Annotated in this window: 17 protein-coding genes; 5 read left to right on the forward strand and 12 right to left on the reverse strand. The window is 62.6% G+C overall.

Going from position 1 to position 20,301, the window contains the following annotated elements; translation table 11 throughout:
• Position 1: 1 nt before the first annotated feature.
• Genes IAE77_RS14830 through IAE77_RS14840 form a run of 3 tightly spaced genes read right to left on the reverse strand, consistent with a single transcriptional unit; the run spans position 2 to position 4,330 of the window.
• On the reverse strand, positions 2 to 1,732 hold the full coding sequence (locus IAE77_RS14830) for a putative manganese-dependent inorganic diphosphatase (RefSeq protein WP_294227771.1): 1,731 nt from the start codon (positions 1,730 to 1,732) through the stop codon (positions 2 to 4).
• 37 nt (positions 1,733 to 1,769) lie between these two features.
• Positions 1,770 to 2,366, reverse strand: coding sequence for a 3-isopropylmalate dehydratase small subunit (leuD, locus tag IAE77_RS14835; RefSeq protein ID WP_294227773.1), 597 nt, complete (start codon positions 2,364 to 2,366; stop codon positions 1,770 to 1,772).
• 47 nt (positions 2,367 to 2,413) lie between these two features.
• Positions 2,414 to 4,330 (reverse strand): O-antigen ligase family protein, encoded by a 1,917-nt coding sequence (locus tag IAE77_RS14840; protein ID WP_294227775.1) that lies wholly within the window; start codon positions 4,328 to 4,330, stop codon positions 2,414 to 2,416.
• A gap of 459 nt (positions 4,331 to 4,789) precedes the next feature.
• Here IAE77_RS14840 and IAE77_RS14845 point away from each other — a divergent pair, with 459 nt between their 5' ends.
• The gene (locus IAE77_RS14845; protein ID WP_294227777.1) at positions 4,790 to 5,257 is read left to right on the forward strand and encodes a transposase; all 468 of its coding nucleotides are present in this window, start codon (positions 4,790 to 4,792) and stop codon (positions 5,255 to 5,257) included.
• 166 nt (positions 5,258 to 5,423) lie between these two features.
• Here the strand turns inward: IAE77_RS14845 and murC are convergent, their stop codons facing one another.
• A complete protein-coding gene (gene murC, locus IAE77_RS14850; protein ID WP_294227779.1) occupies positions 5,424 to 7,751 on the reverse strand; it encodes a UDP-N-acetylmuramate--L-alanine ligase in 2,328 nt (775 codons plus the stop codon).
• Between the two features lie 151 nt (positions 7,752 to 7,902).
• On the opposite strand from murC, the gene IAE77_RS14855 reads away from it, so the two are divergent.
• The 3 genes from IAE77_RS14855 (at position 7,903) to IAE77_RS14865 (ending at position 11,434) form a co-directional block, all read left to right on the forward strand.
• On the forward strand, positions 7,903 to 8,637 hold the full coding sequence (locus tag IAE77_RS14855; protein WP_294227781.1) for a CorA family divalent cation transporter: 735 nt from the start codon (positions 7,903 to 7,905) through the stop codon (positions 8,635 to 8,637).
• 66 nt (positions 8,638 to 8,703) lie between these two features.
• On the forward strand, positions 8,704 to 10,959 hold the full coding sequence (pbpC, locus tag IAE77_RS14860) for a penicillin-binding protein 1C (RefSeq protein ID WP_294227783.1): 2,256 nt from the start codon (positions 8,704 to 8,706) through the stop codon (positions 10,957 to 10,959).
• A gap of 172 nt (positions 10,960 to 11,131) precedes the next feature.
• Positions 11,132 to 11,434: a hypothetical protein gene (locus IAE77_RS14865; RefSeq protein WP_294227785.1), complete on the forward strand. Its 303-nt coding sequence runs from the start codon at positions 11,132 to 11,134 to the stop codon at positions 11,432 to 11,434.
• Between the two features lie 119 nt (positions 11,435 to 11,553).
• Here IAE77_RS14865 and IAE77_RS14870 read toward each other — a convergent pair whose 3' ends face one another.
• Together IAE77_RS14870 and IAE77_RS14875 are read right to left on the reverse strand one after the other, a co-directional pair.
• The gene (locus IAE77_RS14870) at positions 11,554 to 13,005 is read right to left on the reverse strand and encodes an HTTM domain-containing protein (protein WP_294227787.1); all 1,452 of its coding nucleotides are present in this window, start codon (positions 13,003 to 13,005) and stop codon (positions 11,554 to 11,556) included.
• Between the two features lie 128 nt (positions 13,006 to 13,133).
• Positions 13,134 to 13,493 carry a hypothetical protein gene (locus IAE77_RS14875; RefSeq protein ID WP_294227789.1) on the reverse strand — a complete coding sequence of 120 codons (360 nt, stop codon included), beginning with the start codon at positions 13,491 to 13,493 and terminating at the stop codon, positions 13,134 to 13,136.
• 89 nt (positions 13,494 to 13,582) lie between these two features.
• On the opposite strand from IAE77_RS14875, the gene IAE77_RS14880 reads away from it, so the two are divergent.
• Positions 13,583 to 14,005, forward strand: a complete 423-nt coding sequence (locus IAE77_RS14880; RefSeq protein ID WP_294227790.1) for a hypothetical protein — start codon at positions 13,583 to 13,585, stop codon at positions 14,003 to 14,005.
• 30 nt (positions 14,006 to 14,035) lie between these two features.
• On the opposite strand, the gene IAE77_RS14885 is transcribed toward IAE77_RS14880, so the two are convergent.
• The 6 genes from IAE77_RS14885 to IAE77_RS14910 all read right to left on the reverse strand — a co-directional run bounded on the left by IAE77_RS14885 (position 14,036) and on the right by IAE77_RS14910 (position 20,115).
• Complete coding sequence (locus tag IAE77_RS14885) at positions 14,036 to 14,287, reverse strand: GlsB/YeaQ/YmgE family stress response membrane protein (protein WP_294227792.1); 252 nt, start codon at positions 14,285 to 14,287, stop codon at positions 14,036 to 14,038.
• 143 nt (positions 14,288 to 14,430) lie between these two features.
• Positions 14,431 to 15,939, reverse strand: coding sequence for a Gfo/Idh/MocA family oxidoreductase (locus IAE77_RS14890; RefSeq protein WP_294227794.1), 1,509 nt, complete (start codon positions 15,937 to 15,939; stop codon positions 14,431 to 14,433).
• A gap of 74 nt (positions 15,940 to 16,013) precedes the next feature.
• Complete coding sequence (locus tag IAE77_RS14895; RefSeq protein WP_294227797.1) at positions 16,014 to 16,526, reverse strand: hypothetical protein; 513 nt, start codon at positions 16,524 to 16,526, stop codon at positions 16,014 to 16,016.
• Positions 16,527 to 16,626: 100 nt separating this feature from the next.
• Entirely contained in the window at positions 16,627 to 17,991 is a 1,365-nt protein-coding gene (locus IAE77_RS14900) for an arylsulfatase (RefSeq protein WP_294227798.1), read from the reverse strand.
• A gap of 164 nt (positions 17,992 to 18,155) precedes the next feature.
• Entirely contained in the window at positions 18,156 to 19,778 is a 1,623-nt protein-coding gene (gene groL, locus IAE77_RS14905) for a chaperonin GroEL (protein ID WP_294227799.1), read from the reverse strand.
• Between the two features lie 40 nt (positions 19,779 to 19,818).
• Positions 19,819 to 20,115, reverse strand: a complete 297-nt coding sequence (locus IAE77_RS14910) for a co-chaperone GroES (protein WP_294227800.1) — start codon at positions 20,113 to 20,115, stop codon at positions 19,819 to 19,821.
• Positions 20,116 to 20,301: the final 186 nt, after the last annotated feature.

The following is a 20,301-nucleotide window of genomic DNA, read 5'->3' on the forward strand; positions in this document are numbered from 1 at the left end:
CTCAGGGCGCGGCCAGCTTCGTGACGACGTGGCTCATGTAGGGGAAGAGCTGCTTCTTCCGGCTGACGACGCCGGGCATGTCATAAACGTGCTCCTTCGCGAGCGGGTAGTCGATGGCGTTGATGACGCGCTGATCACCGGCGACGAGCAACACGCTGTGATGGCGGGTAATGTCAGTGACCATGAGGCAGGCGAAGTGCAGGTTATGCTTCGCCAGCAGGGCCTGAAGCGCCGCCTGGAGGTCGTTTTCACGCTTCCAGAACTCGTCCAGGCCGAGCTCCTCGATCTGGCTGATGCTGATGTGCCAGCCGTTTTCCTCGAAGACCTTGCGGTCGCTCTCCAAGGCGCGGTCGGGGGTGTTTTCGCGTAGCATGGAGCCGGCGGCGAAGAAGTCCTTCACGAACTGGGCGCTGTCGATGCCGCCGATGCCCGCCAGCCAGGCGAGGATGTCCTTGTCCGTCTCGGTGGTGGTGGGGCTGGTGAGGTGCAGCGTGTCGGAAATGATGCCGGCGCAGAGGCAGATGGCCGTGCCTTTGTCAGGCGCGGCCTTTTGCATGCGGTACATGATGCCGACGATGGTCGAAGTGCTGCCGACGGGCTCGTTGAGGAAGCGGATGGGCTCCTTGGTGCGCAGATTGCCACTGAGACGATGGTGGTCGATGACCTCGAGGATCTCCGCCTCGTCGGCACCTGTGACGGCCTGGGCGAACTCGTTGTGATCGACAAGCACGAGCTTCATGCGCGGCAGGTCGATGAGGTCAGACTTGGAGAACACGCCGAGCAGCTTGTGCGTCTCCTCATCCACCACGGGAAACAGGGCCTGATGCGAGTGCTGGACAGCGGGCACGATCTCCAGCAACGGAGTGCGCGAGGTGAAGGAGAGGAACTCGTGCGTCAGCGCTTCGCCGATGGGGCGGGAGAAACGCAGAAGCTGCGAGGTGCTGGCCGTGTCGTAGGGGGAGTAGATGACAGCGACACCTTTCTCCGCAGCACGGGACAGAATGCTGGTGGCCGCCTTGAACTTGCCCGTGATGATGAGGCAGCGCACGCCCATCTCGACCGCGAGTTCGTGAATCTCCGGCCTGTCGCCAGTGATGACGACGACGCTTTCCGCGGCGAATTGCTGCGCCCGTTTCCGCGTGGTTTCGAGACTGGAGGCCGCGACGACGAGCACTAGGTCCTGCAGCGCCTCAGGCTCCGGGGCCGTTCCACCCAGGATGCCGTCGAGCGCGTTGACGATGTTCAGCAGGCTGGTGCGGACCTCGCGATTGGCGGCGGCGGTCTTTTCATTCGTCTGGGCCGGCAGGAACAATTGCGCCAGCTCCTGGATGGACGGCATGCCGAGCAGGCGGCCTTCCGGATCCACGACCGGGATGGCACGGAAGTTGTGGTCCATCATCATGCGATAGACCGAGAGGAAGGTCTGATGCGGAGACGCGGTGAAAACATCCCTGCGGCAGATCGTGGCGGCGGTGGGCCGCACGTCGAGCAGGAGCTTTGGCGCGGCGACACCGGCGGTTTGCAGCACCCAGTTGGTGCGCACGCTCACCTCGCCACAGCACGCGGCCTCGGCCTTCATTTTGCGCACGTCGCGCAGGAAGGCCGCATAACCGATGGCGGAGCAGATCGCGTCCGTGTCAGGATTGCGGTGGCCAATGACGTGGACGGTGTCCGGCGAGCTGAGCTGCCGCGTCGAAGACGAGATGCGAACGGTGTTTTCAGCGGGACGCATTCGTCACTGGGGGCTCAGATTCGTCTCCAACCACGGCTCACGCAAAGCCAAGCGCCGTGATGCGCTCATGCACCGCGTCCTTGTTTTCGAGCAACTCGGCGATCGGATCCCACTGGCCGGAGGTGAGGGCCTCGTGGGCCGTCGATGGCAGCGTGATGGCGATCTCCTGGTCTTCGAAGAACACTTTGCCAGCCGCGAGATCGACAGTGACTTCGAGCTGCGGATTGCGCTCGATCTCCTTGGCGAGCACCTGGATGTCAGCACCGCTGGCGCACACGCACGGGATGCCGAGCGTCGTGCAGTTGCCGAAAAAGATCTCCGCGAAGCTCTCCGCGATCACAGCACGGATGCCGAAGCGATACAGCGCCTGCGGGGCGTGCTCACGGGAGCTGCCGCAGCCAAAGTTCGTGCCGGAGAGCAGAATGTTCGCGCCTTGGAAGCGCGGATCATCGAGCGGGTGGCCGGTGGGCTTGCCTTCCTTGTCAAAACGGGCGTCGTAGAATGCGAACTCGCCCAGCCCGTCGAACGTCACGCATTTCATGAAGCGTGCGGGGATGATGCGGTCGGTGTCGATGTCCGAACCGGGCACATAAACGCCGCGGCCGGCAACTTGGGTGATTTTTGCGAGAGCCATGAGGGCGGCGATACTAGCGGAATTCAGCGTGAGGGCAAATGCGCATCTCAACGGCTTTGCGCCTCGATTCCGGCCTTCCGTGCACGCTCGGCGAGGTAGTTCGTGTCGCTCAGGAGCTGGCGGTAGCTTTCCAGCCAGTTCAGCGTGCCCTCGCGGTTCATCGCCTTCGCCTGGCCGGCCCAGAGGTAGGCAAATTCAGCCTCCTCGAACTTCCGCAGCCGGTGGTAATGCATGCCCAGGGCGAGACGCGGCTCCTCATAGAGCGGCGCCAGCACCAGGGCGCGCTGGATCGCCAGCAGCGCGGCGTCATTCTTCCCGGCGGCATCGAGCGCATCGGCCAGCGCCACCTGATACAGGTTATTCCACGGGTTCAAGGCGGTCGCGCGGGTCAATTCGATCACTGAAGCGTCGATGATGCGACGGCGCTCGGCCTCGGGTTTGTCCGGCTTGTAGGAATCCATCAGCGCGAGTCCGTGCTGATAGGCCAGGACGGCGTTGCGCGGATCGTTTCCGGTCGCGTGCTCCAGATTGCGCAGGGCTAGCGCTGTTTCGCCGCGCTTGTTCTGCACCTGGGCGATGCCCGCGTGTGCATCCGCGATGCCAAAGGTCGCCGCCCCGTAGATCATCGCCGCCGAAGCGGCCAGCATGACCACTTTCATCACGAAGCGCAGGCCCCAGACGCGGCGGGATTTGAACACCTCGCTCTCAATGCCCGGATTGGCGAGCAGCCCCAGGATGATCGCCCCCAGAATCGCCGTGACTGGCACATGGCCGTGGAATTCGAACACCGCATGCACCAGCGTGGCCACCAGCGCCGCAGTGCCACCGAGCGTGAGCGCGAGGGTGTTGCTCGACAGCATGCCGGTGGCCGGGAACTTCTCCGCCGCAAACCAGCGCAGGTAGCGGATGCCATTGATCAGATGAGCGATGATCACCAGCGCCAGCAGCACAAGCCCGGCCCAGCCGTAGTCCGCGAGCGTTTGCAGGTATTCGTTGTGGGCAAAGAGGGCGTCCCCAGCCTGGGCCGAGGTCTCCGGATCGCGATGCGTGATGCTGCCCTCGTAAAACATCCGCGCTCCTGCCCCGATCCACGGCGATTCCGCATGCTGGGCCAGTGCGGCACGCCAGATGTGCGTGCGCATGTCATCACCCATCGGCGTGGTGAGCTGGCGGGTGAGCAGCGAGTCTTCATTCACCTTGTAAAGCGCCCCTCCGGCGGCTCCGGCGACGAGAATGAGCGCCAGCAGCAGCCATTTGAACAACGGACGCCGCGTCCGCCACACGATCCAGAACGTGAGCACCACCATCACGAGTCCGCCGACCGCAAAACCCAGCATCGCCGCCCGGCTGACGGTCAAACCCACGCCAGCGAGCATCGCCAGAATGCCAAACCCCAGCAGCAATCGCGACGCGATGTGAATCCGGGCGAAAAGCATCACGCCTGCCGACAGAAAGGCCGAGAACGAAAGGAAGGCCGCGAGGTGGTTCGGATTGTTGAAGAAGCCGCCGATTCGGCCCGCCGGGAACGAGCGTGAGAAGCCCGGAACGAGGTGGAAATCCCAGCGTCCTTTGAAGTTCAGCCAGCCAGCGGTCAAATTCCCCGCCACCAGCACCAGCAGCACGCACACCACGCCCAGACGCCACTTCGGGTGACTCGCCGCCGTCACGGTCATCAGGTAAGCCACAAAGCAGGCCAGCAGGATCGCCCCATCCTCCCGCGCATACACTTCCACCGGCGAAACCCACGCGCGCCAGCCCACATAGCCCGCCAGCGCGAGCACCGTCAGCAAACACCAGTCGCTGGGTTGAAAACTCACCCGCAGCTTCCAACGCAGCACCGCCAGCAAGCCCGCCAGCCCGATCAACGCGCACCCCGGCCAGAAAAACAGCAGCCGCGTCTCCGTGCCGAGCAAACCCGTCACGAAGAGACCGAGGAGGAAAAGGATGAGCGCCAGTTTCTGCATCAGCCGGAAAGCTCACCGCGTCCGCAGGAAAGCGCAAGCGCCCCGTAGGCCGGATGTGTTTGGCGCGTTGCACATCGTCTTCCCGCAGAGTTCTCTTCGCCAAACTATCCGGCTTTGAAAGCGGCCGCGTGGTCGCACACCTCCAAACCAGCCGGATAGTCCGGCGCAGAGAACTCTTTTTGCTTGCGGCGTTCAGTGCGCCGAACACATCCGGCCTACAACTCCATGTCTTGGCCCATTCCAGAGCAGATTCCGCTGCCGGAGAACTTCAAGGGGTTTGATCCTGAGAGTCCGCTGACACGCGATTTTGAGACCTATGAGCGCCATCTGCCGCACTGGCGGGTTCCGGGACGGTGCTATTTCGTGACATTCCGGCTGAGGGATTCCATCCCGGCAGAAATCTGGGCGGCGATGAAGGCGGAGGCGAGACAATGGGAGCAGCGTCTCGCCCAGGGCGGCTTGAGCACCGACGAATGGGCCGCATGGCAGGATTTCCAGCAAGTTCAGCTCCGCAAAATTGAGCAGGTGCTTGATGAAGGCCGCGGAGAGTGCCTGCTGCGACTTGCGGAACATCGCGAGGTCATTGTCGAGGCGCTGCATCACTTTGACGGCAGCCGTTGCGACATACTGGCTTATGTCATCATGCCCAACCACGTCCACGTGCTGTGCCACCCCATGGACGGACACTCATTGGAAAACCTGACCCGTTCGTGGAAACGTCACAGTGCCGACCACATTCATCGGCGGCTGGGCAGATCAGGTTCGCTTTGGCAGGACGAGAGCTTTGACCGCATCATTTGTGATGAGGAGCATTATCGGCGCGTGGTGCGCTACATCGCCAGAAATCCTTCGAAGGCTGGCCTGCCTGCGGCAGATGCAACCGTGTGGCTGCACCCCAAGATCGTTGCAGCGAACGCCGGAATGTAGGCCGGATGTGTTTGGCGCGTTGCACATCGTCTTCCCGCAGAGTTCTCTTTGCCAAACTATCCGGCTCTGACAGCGGCCGCGTGGTCGCACACCTCCAAACCAGCCGGATAGTTCGGCGGAGAATGCATGAGTGTCAGCGTGGTTTGTGGCGCCGAACACATCCGGCCTACAGCGCCAGCGGCTGGTCCTCGCCGATGACCTTCACTTCGAGCTCCAAGGTCACACCGCGCTCTTCGAGGGCCTTTTCTTTGATCTTGGCGATCAAATCAAGCACTTCGCGGGCGGTGACGCCGCCTTCGTTGACGATGAAGTTGCCGTGGACGGCCGAAACGACGGCGTTGCCCACGCGGGTGCCTTTGAGGCCGAGGTCATCGACGAGTTTGCCCGCGCCGCAGAGTTCGGGATTTTTGAAAATGCAGCCGGCGCTGGCTCCGATGGGCTGGCTGGTGCGGCGTTTCACGCGGCTGGCTTCCAAACCGGCATCAATTTGAGCCTGTGTGGCCGGTTTGCCCTCCAACACGGCTCCCACGATGTAACGCTCCTCAAACTCCGGGACGCTGCGGTAGTGATGCACGATGTCAGCGAGCGGTTTTTCCTGAATCCTGCCATCCGTGGCGATGAAGCGCACGCTGACGACATGGTCGAACATCTCCGCGCCCATGGCTCCGGCGTTCATGCGCAAAGCACCGCCGAGATTGCCGGGAACGCCTTCCATCCATTCGAGACCACCGATGCCGGCATTTCGAGCGGCGCTGGCGATCTTTTTTAGGCGAGCACCGACACCGACGATGAGGCGCATGCCTTCGGCTTTCACGTCTTCAAACTCACCTTTGCTCGGATGAATCACCGCGCCGCGGATGCCGCCGTCTTTGACGAGCAAATTCGAGCCGCGACCGATCACCCGGATCGGCACGGAACTCGAGCGAAGGTAACGCACGATCTCCGCGAAGGCCTCGACGGTGCGTGGCTCGATCCAATACTGCGCAGGGCCGCCGATGAGGAAGGTGGTGTGGCGGTTCATCGGTTCGTAAAGCCTCGCTGCGCCGCCGCCATGCGCTTCGAGGATGCTGGTGAGCCTTTCGAGCACTGGCAGATCGCGTGCGATGCAGCGGCCGACTTCGTGGACATTGCCTGCACCGAGCGTGATGAGCAGATCGCCGGGGCGCAACGCATTGCCGACCTTGTCGCGGGCAATCGGCATCGTTGGCGTGCTGCCGGTCTTCGTTCGTAGTTCGGGCTTCAGCCCGCTCTGGTGCGCAATCACCTCTTCCAAAATGGTTTCGCCGCTCACACCCGGCAGCGGTTTCTCGCTCGCCGGATACACGTCGGTGATGAACAACTCGTTCACATCATCAAAACTGGCTCCGAACTCCTTCTTGAGCAATTGCGTGCGGCTGAAGCGATGCGGTTGGAAGAGGCAGACGATGCGTTTGGCATTCACCCCCTTCGCGGTGGCCAGTGTGGCGGCGATTTCGCTCGGATGATGGCCGTAGTCATCGACGACGGTGAATTGCTCGCCGCTGTGGCGGATCTCGAAACGGCGTTTCGCACCGCGGAAGGTCTTCAAGGCATGCTGGATGGCCTCAAACGTCACGCCGCACTTGGTGGCGAGCGCGATGGCAGCGAGGGCGTTGCTAACGTTGTGCTTGCCGGGAATGCCAAGCGTGGCCACGCCGAGCAGTTGCTCGTTTTGATACACCTCGAACTCGGAGTGATCCGGGCGCATCGTGAGGATGTTTGCGGAAAAATCGTGCTCGCGGCTCCAGCCGTAGCTGACGCCATGTGATCCGGCGCAGACTTCGGTGGCGACGGGATCTTCAGCGCAGTAAACCCAATGACCGGGCGTCTGGCTCAAAAGCTGGCGGAAGACGGCTTTGATGGCCTCGATGCCGTCGTAGAAGTCGAGATGCTCGGGCTCGATGTTGAGCACGATGGCGTGCTGCGGGTGAAAATTGACGAGCGTGCCATCGCTCTCATCGCCTTCGGCCACAAAAAGCTCGCCTTCGGTATCCCAGTGCGCATTCGAGCCAAGAATCGGAATCTCCGCGCCGACGTAGTGGCTTGGCTTGAGGCCGCCTTGACGCAAAACGTGCGCCGTCACAGCTGAAGTGGTGGTTTTGCCGTGTGTTCCGCAAACGACGACGCCTTTCTTGTTCGCCATCACGGCGGCGAGAGCCTCGGCGCGACGCACCAGCGGGATGCCCTGCTTGTAAGCGGCTTCGTAGGCGATGTTGCCGGGCTTGATGGCGCTGGAGAAGATCACCATGTCGCAATCCTCGACTTCCTTCTCGGTGTGACCGTGGAAGAATTGCAGGCCGAGCTTTTGCAGGCGCTCCGTCTCGAGCGTCGTGGCCTTGTCCGAGCCGCTGACCTTGTGGCCGAGACCGAGAAGCAGCAGCGCGAGTCCGCTCATGCCAGAACCAGCGACCCCGATGAGGTCGATGCGCATGGGATGACGGCTTTCTTTGAGGAGGCTGAGGACGGCGTGGGTCATGAACGGAGGGGAAAGGGCGGGAAAACTAGGCGGGATTGCGCAGGGGAGCAAGAAACCGCCGGTCCACCTCCTCGAATCCTGATGGATTTTTGTCTTCGCCAGTCTGCTGGCTTCTGCTCAAGATCGGTCGGCAAGAATCAACCTCCCGAAAATGAAACCCGACATCCAAATCATCCCGAAGCTGTGGACCACGATCCCCGAAGCGATCCGCAACCGCGTAGGCCGTGAACCCGGCCCGCAACGTGCCATGCTGGAGGAGGAGCACCTGCTCATCATCCTTCATCAGATTCCGGGTCCCGATGATGCCTCCCGCCGCCCGGCCCTGTTCTGGCGTCAGCCGGACGGCACATGGAAATCCAGCCCTGATGCAGGCGGTCATCTCGCCTTGCAGAATCACCTGGCTTCCTTCTCGGCACGGCTTGATGAGCTCGACAAGGCGGAGCACATCGCGCAGACGGCGACGGAGTATCACAAGGTGCTCGAAGCCATCGCGCCGGTGCTGCGTTCCTCCCGTGGCCTGCATCGGGCGCTGCAGCAGGCGCGTGAATTTGTGAAGGCGGACCGTGACTTGATCAATCTGCGCGACCAAGCCGCCAGCATTGAGCGCAACGCGGAGCTGCTGCTGCAGGATGCACAGTTCGGCCTGAACTTCACCGTGGCCAAGCAGGCCGAGGCGCAGGCTCAAAGCGCCCAGCGCATGGCCAACACCTCCCACCGCCTGAATGTGCTCGCGGCGCTGTTTTTGCCCCTGACGGCGCTCACCGGCCTTTTCAGCATGTCAATTCGCGGCCCCTTGGAAGACAAACCGGTGAACTTCTGGCTCATCGCCGTCATTGGCGTGCTGGTGGGCATGGTGATGAGTTCCGTCGTCGTGGCGCGGCGGTGAATGGCTGATTCCGGCCGGGCTCGTGACCATGCTGGCATTCCGTCCGGAGTTCATGTTTCTTTGCCCATGCGCCGCTGGAAAGCCATCTTGATCACCTTGCCCGCCCTCGCGGCTGCCGGTTGGTGGGGTGTTCCATGGCTGGTGCCTCTGCCAGAGGCCTTGTTGAAGCCGGCGACGTCCTCCACCCGCTATCTCGCCCGCGATGGCACGCCGCTGCGGCATCTGCTGGATGAAAACGGCCACCGCTCGGCTCCTCCCGTGACCTTCGCGGAGATTCCACAGCCGTTGGTGCACGCGCTGCTCGCCGCGGAGGACAAACGCTTCTTCTCGCACGGGGGCATCGACCTGTTCGCCATCGCCCGTGCGGTGCGGGACAACGCACGCAGCGGGCGCGTCGTCTCCGGCGCCTCGACAGTTCATCAGCAGCTCATCAAAAACACCACGCCGGGCACCGGGAAGCGCACGCTGTGGGTCAAGCTCGTCGAAGCGCTCCGGGCGCGGCATCTCGCGATGTCGTGGAGTCATGATGAGGTGTTCGCGGCTTATGTTAACCGCATCTCCTTTGGCAATCTCATGACGGGAGCCGCGACGGCGGCCTCCGGCTACTTCCACAAGCCCCTGGGTGATCTCACGCCTGCCGAATGCGCGCTGCTGGCCGCGCTGCCACAATCCCCGGCCCGCTTGAATCCGTTTCGCAATCTGAACGCCGTCCTGCCACGCCAGCGCCGCATCCTTGACCAAATGCACGCGCTCGGCTGGCTCAGTGACGAGCAGCATCGCGTCGCCTTGGACCAAAGCATCGTGCTGCAACGCTTCAGCGGCGGTTTCGAGGCTCCACATGCCGTGGAGATGCTTCGCGGCGAAGCCCGCAGCTCCACCATTCGCACCACGCTGGACGCGACATTGCAGCAACACGTCGAAACGATCATCGCGCAGCGATTGGAAGCGCTGAAAGGCCGTCACGTGAGCCATGGTGCGGTCGTCGTGATCGAAAACGCGACCGGTGCCGTGCTCGCGCTCGCGGGTTCGCGTGATTTCTTCGCCAGCGACGGCGGCCAGCTCAATGGTGCCTGGGCGCCGCATTCACCGGGTTCGGCGATGAAGCCGTTCACGTATGAGATCGCCTTCGAACGCGGCGCGATGCCTGCGAGCATCGTCGCCGATCTGCCGATCGAATTCACCACCACCACCAGCGGCACCTACCGGCCTGAAAACTACTCGCTGCGCAGCTACGGGCCGATGACGTATCGCAACGCGCTCGGCAATTCGCTCAACATCTCCGCCGTGCGCGTGCTCGACTCCATCGGCGGTGCGGAAACCCTGCTGCCGCGCCTGCGCGAGCTCGGACTGACCACGCTCACCGAGGACGCCGCGCATTACGGTCTCGGCCTCACCATTGGCAATGCCTCCGTGCGACTCATCGAACTCGCCAACGCCTACGCCTGCCTCGCGCGCCTCGGTCGTTTCAAGCCGTGGACGCTGCGCGCCGAGGCTCCCGCCGTCGAAGAACGTCGCCTGCTCGGCGAAAACGAATCGTGGCTCGTCGCCGACATCCTCAGCGACAACCAGGCGCGCGAGATGTCCTTCGGCAGTCACTCGGTTTTGCGTCTGCCATTCAAATGCGCGGTCAAGACGGGGACCAGTTCCACCTTTCGCGACAACTGGACGCTCGGTTACACGCCCGAGTTCACCGTCGGCGTGTGGGTCGGCAATTTCGACAACACACCGATGCAGGATGTCAGCGGCGTCACCGGCGCCGGGCCGATTTTCCGCGATGTGATGCTGCATCTGCATGAAAAGCATCCCGCCACGTGGTTTGAACGTCCCGCGGCCGTCACGCACGCGCGCATCGATCCGCGCACCGGCAGACGCCTCACACCGCAGACCCCGCCCGCGCGTGTGAGCCGCGAGGAGTACTTCGTCGGCGGAAAAATGCCGCCTATCGCGCAAGCTGCCGACTACGACACCCGCGGCCGTGCCATCCTGCCGCGTGAATACGCCGAATGGGTGCGGAGCAGCGCCAACTGGCTGGGCGATCTCGTCACCACCGCCGAAACCGACGCACGGCCGATGCTGCGCATCACCCATCCGATCCCCGGCACCGTCGTCATCCTCGATCCCGACATCCGCAATCACGGCAACCGCCTCCTCCTCCAGTCCGCCGGCGCCATGGAACCGCACTGGAGTTCCAAAACCATCGAACTCCGCAAAGAGGCCGATCACACCTTCGCCATCCTCAAACCTGGCCGCCACGAGATCGAAGTGCATGATGAAGCGAGCGGTTTGAGTGCGAAGACCTTCGTGATTGTGCAGGAGGAGTAGCACTGGAACCACCGGCCGATTGACGAGAGGCACTCTGTTCCGCGAGCTGGAGACGGGCCGCGCGAACAGAGCGCGACAACCATGCACGTAAGAGTCTGAGGCGGCCCATCACTTCGGCGCATCCGGGGATGCGGGGAACGGCGATCCATTCATGGACAAACCCCTACCAACCATGAAACACACTCTGTTCGCCCTCATCACCGCCGCCGCTGTCTGCGTGGCGGGTTGCAACAAGGAAAAGCAGGCCATCGATGATCGTGCCGATGCCAAGAAGGAAGCCCTGGAGCAGCAGAAGGATGCTGCCGAGGAGGCCGCACGACGCGCCAAGGAACAGGCGGACATCGACGCCAAGATGACCAAGGCCAACATCGAAGCCAATACCGAGGCCGTGCAGGCCCAGCTCGATGCCGAGAAGAAACGCGCCGACGCCGAGGCGGAAGCCGCGAAGGCGAAGGTCGATGTGAAGAACCCGTGAGCATCGTCCGGCCGTGCGACAACGCCCTCCCGCTCTGGCAGGAGGGCGTTGTTCGTACGGCGTTCATGCCGAACGGGCGCACAACGAGCCGCTGCTCAGGGAGAGATGCGAGTTACTCGTCAACGACGGTCCTTTTCCGCCGCCTGCGAAGGGTGAAGAGGTTCGGTGAGCGGCAGGATCCACGCGGCAGGTCGCAGAGTCCTCGGTTCGGCAGCAAGATCGACCGTCGGATCGATCAACCTCTGTGGACGACGGCCATTGAGCGAAACGTGGACGTCGCCGCGGACCTGCACCCGGTCGTGGCCTGCATTGCGACTCACCGCCGCCAAATAGTGGCTGAACTGCAGGATCATGTCGGGATGCGTGGCCATTTTCTCCACCTGTCGCAGCGTCAGGTGCGCCGCAGGTTCGACCGTCCAGCTTTGACCCGTAACCGTGTCGGTGACGTGGAAACGGGCCACGCCTTGCTTCGAACGCAGTTTCATATGCCAGGAAAAGCGGTGCCCCTGCTCGGTCCAGTGCACGACGCCTGGATAAGCAAAGTGGCGCAAGGGCATGAGCATCTGAAACAGGAGGTAGATCGACAGGAGGCCCGCAATCACGCGATGTCGGCGGGTGATCGTCACAGTCGTCGGCGACGATGACGCGGCGGGTGGTTCAAGCCCTGCGCAGGCGAGCAGGCGGCGCGGCACTGCCGGCGGGAAGAAGATGACTGTGGCCGCCAGCATCAGCCATGGAAAGATGCCGATGCTGAAGAGCCTGGCATTGAGCAGGTGAAAGAGGACCGCGCCGGCAAAAGCCATGGCACGTGTGCGACGCCACAGCAGCAGCGGAACGATGAGGAGATCGAGCAGCAGACCGCCGATGACGAAAAAGTACACCATCCATTCCTCCTGGAACCACCGTCCGATGAGCGGGAAGTCCATGCGCCGCGCCAGCCACAGGCGCATCGGCTCGCCCTGCAGCCAGTCGGCGTTGAGTTTGGCGATGCCCCCGAAGAAATACGGAATGCCGATCTGCGCCCGCAGCAGCCAGAGAGCCCACGCAGGAGCCACGCTGGAGCGCAGCTTCGGTCGCAGCCAGGCATCGACTGAGACCGCACGTTCCGCCGGAACGAAGATGAGCACAAAGCTGATGAGGCAGATCAGATAGAAGTGGTTCAGATAGCGGACTTCATCGAGCAGGAACACATACGTGAAGCCGGCAAAGAACAGCGCGGCTGCGATGCGGTAACAAAACCCCGCCACGATGCAGGCGGACAGCAAGCCCAGCGCAAAGAAATGCATCTGCATGCCGGCGCCTGGCCAGGGTTTCACCCACTCGAAGCCATAGTAAGTGAAGTGAAAGGTCGGAGCGCTGTAGAAGCTGCTGATCCAGCCGTTTTGAAAGTAGCGGCACACCTCCCAGAGCATCACGGCACCGAAAATGATGCGCACATACACGAGCGGGGCGATGTCCACGGGCGCAAAGAGCCGCTGCAGCAGAGACGGGGCGCGTGCCGGAGACTTGGGGGCCGAAACAGCCGGCTGCAGGCCGACGATTGAGCTTTGAGTGCCGTCGAAAGTGGTCATGCGCTGCCCTCACTTCGCAGCCGCCCTCGGCTGAGGCCGGAAATGATTCAACCATCGCCGGATTGACCGGAGCGATGGTTGAAACGGGGTCACACGAGGCACGGATTCATCGGCCCTGCGAGGCCGGGTCAGTTGTCGTCGTCATCGTCATCCTCGTCGCCATGTTTGGTCACGACGACGCGGCTGATCACGCGATTCGAGCCGTCCATGGTGTAGTGCACACGCACAGGCACGCCGACCTTGATCTGCGCGGCGGCCTGCTCGGCAGGAATGACAGCGCCGGTTTCGGTGACGTAGGTGACGCTGGGACCGTAGGTGTAGGTGACGGGGCCGGAGGTTTCCTTCACCACGAAGGTGGTGCCGGGAACGAACTGGGTGATGGTGCCATCAGCCGTGGTGGTGGTCGTGGTGACCACGGATTGCTGCTGGGCGGCAGCCGTGCCTGCGGCGATCAGCGTGCAGGCCAGGAGCAAGGTGAGGTATTTCATAGGGGGCGGGGTTTGGTTTGTTTGTGTGTGAGGTATCCATCAGATGATGGGGAAAACAGATCGCACCCACCTCTGAATCCGGTTCGTGCGTGCTCATCAGGACGCGGCCCGATTCCTTCCTCACGTCTTCCCACGACCTGCGGCGGGCACAGCGGCGATTCCTGCGTGTGATGTCATTCAAGGTGTTCGCCAACAAAGCGAAGGACGCGGCCCTGCAACGCATGGCGGCATGGGTCGCCAACCGCTTTCACCTGCACCGGCTGGGGAAGGTGACCACGCTCCGGCTGGACAGCGTGGCGCAGGAGGTCTTTGTCATCGTGGAGCTGCACGGTGAGGCCAGCCCGGTGGAAATGACGGTGCGCTATCGCATTCTCAGCCCGACACAGATCGAGGTGACGGACGTCCAGGCCTCACGCGAATGGATGACGGCGTTTGCGAACGACGTGCTGCCGCCGGAGCGAAAGCGCTTCGACGTGTCGTCGATGGTCACCAAGGCGCTCAGGCACCTGTGAATCATGTTTGAGGCGGCCTGCAAGAGGCGCTCACGAAGAACGACCACGGATCACGCGGTAAACCAGCAGCACCAGCACGGCACCGACCACCGAGGCGATGAAGCCCACCGGCTCCCCTTCGCCATACCATCCGGCGGCACGGCCGAGAAAGCCGGCCAACATGGCTCCGACGACGCCCAGGAGCATCGTGACGAGACAACCGCCAGGATCGCGGCCGGGGGTGAGGAATTTGGCCACAGCGCCCACGATGAGGCCGATGATGAGCATCCACAAGAAGGTCATAAGCGGAGAGGTTTGAGGGTTACCCTCTCAAATCGCACTTCAGGCCAAATCTGGCGGTGCCATGCGATCCCGGCACAAAAAACCGGTGCCACGCTCTCACGCGGCACCGGTTTGGGGATCAGGATGTGCTCAGTCGGCCGGCCTCAGGCTTTCGCCTTGGCTTTCTTGCCGTTTTTGTCGGCGGCCTTCGGGCGCTCAGGCGGGCTGAGCGGCTCCGGAGCGGCTTCCGGCGGGAACTGGATGAGCGGGAAGGGATTCGCCTGCGGTTCCATGGCGTATTCGCGATCCTTGAACTGGCCGGCCTTCGGCACGGGATAGTTGCCGTCCTTGTCGGCGACGAGCGGCGGCGGGCCATCCATCGTGAGTTTGTCCGCGTTCGGGGAGAACTCAAAGGCGCTGTTGATGTAATCATTGTAGCGCACCACCTGGCCGGTGTGGGCGGCGGCGCGGCCCATGGCGGTGGTGACGCTGGATTTGATGCCGCGCTCGACCTCGTTGTAGGGCTTGTCGTTGGTGATGGCCTCGATGAGGTCCTGCCACTCCAGGTCATACGGATTCGGCTCCGGCTGCTTGCCGCGCCAGATGATGTTGGAGCGCACCATATTCTGGCCCTTGAAGGTCATGGCCTTCGAGGGGAAGTGGCCGGCGGTGGAGACGATGGCGCTGCCCTTGGTGCCGTGGACCTGCGTGGCGAACTGCGTGTGCACATTCAACTGTGTGCGGCCTTCGAGGTAAAGCTTCGCGCCGTCCTTGAAGGTGTACTCGCAGGAGTAGTGGTCGAAGTTTTGATCGACATTGTCGCCACGGTCGGTGCGGCCGCCGCTGGCCTGAACTTCGACGGGCCAGTCGTTCTTCATCCAGCAGGCTTCGTCGATGTTGTGGATGTTGAAGTCGCTGAAGCCACCGCCGGAGGCCCAGAGGAAGCTGTGGAAGTTTTTGATCTGCCAGAGCAGCTCGTTCGGGTGCGCGTTCGGGTCACGACGCGGGGTGAAGACGCTGCCGATGACGCCCTGCATGCGGTAGGCACGCATGAGCATGAGATCGCCGATTTCGCCGTCCTGGATGCGGTTGAAGAGCTCCCCACGCACGCGGCAGTGGCGGCACATGAGGCCGACGCCGACTTTCAGATTCTTCTTCTTCGCCTCTTCATTCAGCGCGAGCAGGCGGCGGGCGGTGGGGCCGTCGGTGCAGATCGGCTTTTCCATGAAGACGTTCACGCCCTTGTCGATGGCATACTTGTAATGCACCCAGCGGAAGGCCACAGGCGTGGTGAAGATGGCCACATCGCCTTTGCGCAGGCTGTCGATGGCGTTCTTGTAGGCGTCGAAGCCGATGAACTTGGAGTCCTCCGACACAGACATGCGGTCCGGGTGCTTCTTGCTGAGGTTTTCAAAGCTGGCGTCGAGGCGGTCTTTGGAAACGTCCGCCATCGCGACGAGGCGGGTCACGCGGGATTGCACGCCCATCGCATTGCTGGCGGCACCGGTGCCACGGCCGCCACAGCCGATCAGCGCGGCTTTGATCTCATCGCTGCCGGCGGCATGCACGTGAGGGAGGGTGATGCCGGAGAGGACCGACAGGCCGGCGACGGTCTTGGTGGTGGTGGAGAGAAAATCGCGACGGCAGAGGTTGGATTCGAAATCGGTGTTCATGAGGAGCGCTCATGTACGTTCACGCCTCTCCCAAGCTTGCCGGAGAATCAATCCGCAGTGGATCTTGCCAAAGATCAGCCCAGCATGCCGCCACGGGCGGAAATCTCCGAAAACGCCCGGGAAAGCGCGTCATTCAGCTCGCGCAGCGTCGCTTGCTCCAGCTCAGGATCGAGCGCGGTGATGTGCGTCGGAGGCAGAACGACCGCCTCATGCTCATGTTTGACGCCGTTGCCGTTCACCGGAGCTGCCGGAACTTCTGAGACCAATGGGGTGACAGCGACCGGCGTGGAGACAGGCGCGGGCAAGGCCAGGGCCTGGGCCGGCGGAGTTGAAGAAGCCGCCTGTGTTGGCTGGGGAGCTTGAAACAGGGTGGCCATCGAGGCGTTGTAGGCAGGCTCGTCCGGCTGCATCGCCGCCCGGAGCTGCCTCAAGCTGTTGAGCTGGGTCTCAATCTGCGCGTTGAACCAGTCCCGGGTACGCTGAATCTCATCCACCAAGGCGGCCAGTTCCTGGGCGAGGTGCTCTCCCGAACGGGCTGCGGGGGCGTTGGACGGGGGAAAGCTGGCGGTGAGTGACGGGAAGCTCATGCAGAGCCAAATCTATTAAAATTTCCATAGAATATCAAGCCTTGTTCATCCTCAAGGCCGTGGAATTTCAAAATTTCTGGAAGGACGTGGAAGTCGCCCGCTACTTCTTCTTTTTCGCCTTCCCCAACCGTTTCTGCACCAGCGGCCAGTCGGGATCTTCCGTGCGGGAGGCCTTCATCAGAGCTTCCACCTTCGCCACGAGGTCCGGCTTCTCCGCCGCGAGGTTGTGGGCCTCGCCCGCATCGGTTTTGAGGTCGTACAGCTCAATGGGTGCCTCCGGGCCGTTGCGCACTGCCTTCCAGTCGCCAAACCGGACCGCCTGGAGGGAGGTCCCCTCGTGCAGCTCCCAGTAAAAGTGATCGCGCTTCGGTGCGGGACCGCCTTTGAGGAAGGAAACCAGCGAAACGCCGTCCGTTTTGCACTCCGCGGGAACCGAGGTCCCAACCAGCTCGGCAGCGGTGGGCAGAAAATCCCAGAACGCCCATGGTTCGTCGGTCACGCGGCCAGCAGGCACCTTTCCAGGCCAGCGAGCCAGCGCTGCCTGGCGCAAAGCCCCTTCGTACAGGCCCCGTTTGAAGCCGCGCAGGCCGTTGGACGCCTGGTCGAACAGCCTTCCGACCTCGGACTTCGGGTCGAAGGACGAGCCGTTGTCACCCGCGAGCATGACGAGGGTTTGCTCGTCGATTTTGAGCTCCTTGAGCAGCGAAAGCAGGCGGCCGACATGGGTGTCGAGCCGGGTGACCATGGCGGCGTAATTCTTCTGTGTTTCCGTCCACGGCTTGTCCTTGTACACGCCCTGATCGTCGATCTCGAAGCGGCCGTGCGGCAGCGTGATGGAATAGTAGAGGAAGAACGGCCGGTCCCTGTTTGCGCGGACGAATTTCAGCGTCTCGTCAGCGATCAGGTTCTGCGCATACGTTTTGCCGACTCCTTTGCCGTCGTTTCCCGGCAGTTCGATGCGCTGGTCGTCATTATAGAGATAGGCGGGGAAGTAGCTGTGGGCGTGGCGCTGGCAGTTGTAGCCAAAGAAGTGATCGAAACCGAGCTTCAGCGGGCTGCCGGTGGTGTCGAACATGCCCATGCCCCATTTTCCGCAGCAGGCCGTGACGTAGCCGGCGTTTTTGAGGATCTTCGCCACGGTGATGGTGCCTGCTGGCAGCGGTTTCTGGCCCTCCGGCTGGATTTCGCGGTTGGCACGGATGGGGCAATGACCGGTGTGCAAACCCGTCATCAAGGTCGAGCGTGAGGGAGCGCAGACGCTCGTGCCGCAGTAGCCTTGCAGGTAGCGCGTGCCCTCCTGGGCCATGCGGTCGAGATTCGGCGTCTGGATGAGCTTCTGGCCGTAGCAGCCGAGGTCCCCCTGCGCGAGGTCGTCGCTGAGGATGAAGATGAGGTTCGGTTTGTCGGCAGCCGCAGCAGCGGAAAGCGCGAAGCCAGTGACGACGAGGGCGATGAGGCGGATCATGGGCGCAGTGGAACGATGCGCCGCAGGCGGCTCGCTCACAAAAAAGCGGCCCGGAATCGCTTCCGGGCCGCTGAATGGGGGTTTTGGGTTTTGAAGCGCGAGGTGGGTTGGGTCACCTCGCGATCAAAAGGGGCGGAACGAGTTCGAAAACCCGTTCTACGGCATTACATCATGCCGCCGTGGTCGTGGCTGTGGCCGGCGTCTGCCTTCTCCTCTTTCGGGATGTCGGCGATGAGGCACTCGGTGGTCAGCAGGAGACCGGAGATGGAAGCGGCGTGCTGGAGGGCGCTGCGGGTCACCTTGGCGGGGTCAACGACGCCGGCCTTGATGAGGTCGGTGTATTCGCCGGTGGCCACGTTGTAACCTTCGTTGCCCTTGCCCTTCTTCACCTGGGACACCACGAGGGCGCCTTCGACGCCGGCGTTGGCAGCCAGCTGGCGGAGAGGAGCTTCGATGGCACGCTTCACGATGTCAGCGCCGGTGGCTTCGTCGCCAGTCAGACCCAGGTCGCCCAGGGCTGCGGTGGCACGGATGAGAGCGACACCACCGCCAGGGACGATGCCTTCTTCCACGGCCGCACGGGTGGCGTGCAGGGCGTCTTCGACGCGGGCTTTCTTTTCCTTCATCTCCGTTTCGGTGGCAGCACCGACGTTGATGACGGCCACGCCGCCGGCGAGCTTCGCAAGGCGCTCCTGGAGCTTCTCACGGTCGTAATCGCTGGTGGTTTCGGCGATCTGGTTCTTGATCTGGGAAACGCGTCCGGCGATGGCGTCGGAGGAGCCTTCGCCCTCGACGATGACGGTGTTTTCCTTGCCGATGGTGATGCGCTTGGCACGGCCGAGGTCGGAAAGCTCGATGTTCTCAAGCTTGATGCCGAGGTCTTCGGTGATGCAACGGCCGCCGGTGAGGATGGCGATGTCTTCGAGCATGGCCTTGCGGCGGTCGCCGAAGCCAGGGGCCTTGACGGCGACGATGTTGAGGGTGCCGCGCAGCTTGTTCACCACGAGGGTGGCAAGGGCTTCACCTTCGACGTCTTCCGCGATGATGAGGAGGGGCTTGCCGGAGCGGGCGACCTTCTCAAGCAGGGGCAGCATGTCCTTGAGGTTGCTGACCTTCTTCTCGTTGATGAGGATGTAGGCGTTCTCGAGGTTGCACTCCATCGTCTCCGGATTGGTGACGAAGTAGGGGGAGAGGTAGCCCTTGTCGAACTGCATGCCTTCCACGACTTCGAGGGTCGTTTCGATGCTCTTGGCTTCTTCGACGGTGATGGTGCCTTCCTTGCCGACCTTGTCCATGGCCTCGGCGATGATGTTGCCGATGCTGGCGTCCCAGTTGGCGGAGACGGTGGCGACCTGGGCCACGTCCTTGCTGTCCTTCACCGGGGTGGAGATTTCCTTCAGCTTGGCAACGATGGCCTCAGTGGCCTTCAGGATGCCGCGCTGCAGGGAGGTCGGGTTCGCACCAGCGGTGACGTTGCGGAGGCCTTCGCTGTAGATGGCTTCGGCAAGCACGGTGGCGGTGGTGGTACCGTCGCCAGCGATGTCGGAGGTCTTGGAGGAGACTTCCTTGATGAGCTGGGCGCCCATGTTTTCATAGGGATCAGGAAGTTCGATTTCCTTGGCCACGGTGACACCGTCCTTGGTGATCGTGGGGGAGCCGAATTTCTTCTCGAGGATGACGTTGCGGCCGGAAGGGCCGAGCGTGGCCTTCACGGCCTTGGCGAGCTTGGTGACGCCGCGGAGCAGCGCCTGACGGGCGTTTTCGTCAAAGTTGAGTTGTTTAGCCATATCTGGGTGTGTGCTGAGTTAGGGGTTCTGGTGGGGGGGATTAGCCAATGATGCCGAGGATGTCGGTCTCGTTGATGATGAGGAGGTCGTCGCCGGCCACCTTGACTTCGGTGCCGCCGTACTTGGAGATGAGGACCTTGTCGCCCTTCTTCACGGTGAAGAGGGTGCTGACGTCCTTGCCTTCGTCATCCTTGCCGGTGCCGAGGGCGAGAACTTCAGCTTCCTGGGGTTTTTCCTTGGCGGTGTCGGGGAGGAAGATGCCGCCAGCGGTCTTTTCTTCGCTGGAGGAACGCTTCACGAGGACGCGACGGCCGAGCGGTGTGATGGTGTTAGCCATAGTTGGTCTGCTTTATGCTTTGAGGGTTGTGGTTCTGGTTTGGTTTCGGGTTGTCTGCCCGGCCTGCTGTCACACAAGGTTGGGTGTGGCGGCTGGCCGGGCGGAAAGGGGTGCTAGATGAAAAGGGAGTCGGGGAGGTTGCGGAGCGGGGAATGACGAAATCCGAATGACGAATGTCGGATGAAT

Origin of the sequence: Prosthecobacter sp. (genome assembly GCF_014879935.1) — a bacterium.
Classification (GTDB): Bacteria; Verrucomicrobiota; Verrucomicrobiia; order Verrucomicrobiales; family Verrucomicrobiaceae; genus Prosthecobacter.

What these genes read in the sequence shown, in the direction of transcription:
- pbpC (WP_294227783.1), top strand. Translation starts at nt 8,704, where the DNA reads ATGCGCCGCTGGAAAGCCATCTTGATCACCTTGCCCGCCCTCGCGGCT.
- IAE77_RS14870 (WP_294227787.1), bottom strand. Translation starts at nt 13,005, where the DNA reads ATGACCACTTTCGACGGCACTCAAAGCTCAATCGTCGGCCTGCAGCCG.
- IAE77_RS14865 (WP_294227785.1), top strand. Translation starts at nt 11,132, where the DNA reads ATGAAACACACTCTGTTCGCCCTCATCACCGCCGCCGCTGTCTGCGTG.
- IAE77_RS14910 (WP_294227800.1), bottom strand. Translation starts at nt 20,115, where the DNA reads ATGGCTAACACCATCACACCGCTCGGCCGTCGCGTCCTCGTGAAGCGT.
- IAE77_RS14895 (WP_294227797.1), bottom strand. Translation starts at nt 16,526, where the DNA reads ATGAGCTTCCCGTCACTCACCGCCAGCTTTCCCCCGTCCAACGCCCCC.
- IAE77_RS14830 (WP_294227771.1), bottom strand. Translation starts at nt 1,732, where the DNA reads ATGCGTCCCGCTGAAAACACCGTTCGCATCTCGTCTTCGACGCGGCAG.
- IAE77_RS14900 (WP_294227798.1), bottom strand. Translation starts at nt 17,991, where the DNA reads ATGATCCGCCTCATCGCCCTCGTCGTCACTGGCTTCGCGCTTTCCGCT.
- leuD (WP_294227773.1), bottom strand. Translation starts at nt 2,366, where the DNA reads ATGGCTCTCGCAAAAATCACCCAAGTTGCCGGCCGCGGCGTTTATGTG.
- murC (WP_294227779.1), bottom strand. Translation starts at nt 7,751, where the DNA reads ATGACCCACGCCGTCCTCAGCCTCCTCAAAGAAAGCCGTCATCCCATG.
- IAE77_RS14840 (WP_294227775.1), bottom strand. Translation starts at nt 4,330, where the DNA reads ATGCAGAAACTGGCGCTCATCCTTTTCCTCCTCGGTCTCTTCGTGACG.
- IAE77_RS14875 (WP_294227789.1), bottom strand. Translation starts at nt 13,493, where the DNA reads ATGAAATACCTCACCTTGCTCCTGGCCTGCACGCTGATCGCCGCAGGC.
- IAE77_RS14885 (WP_294227792.1), bottom strand. Translation starts at nt 14,287, where the DNA reads ATGACCTTCTTGTGGATGCTCATCATCGGCCTCATCGTGGGCGCTGTG.
- IAE77_RS14890 (WP_294227794.1), bottom strand. Translation starts at nt 15,939, where the DNA reads ATGAACACCGATTTCGAATCCAACCTCTGCCGTCGCGATTTTCTCTCC.
- groL (WP_294227799.1), bottom strand. Translation starts at nt 19,778, where the DNA reads ATGGCTAAACAACTCAACTTTGACGAAAACGCCCGTCAGGCGCTGCTC.
- IAE77_RS14855 (WP_294227781.1), top strand. Translation starts at nt 7,903, where the DNA reads ATGAAACCCGACATCCAAATCATCCCGAAGCTGTGGACCACGATCCCC.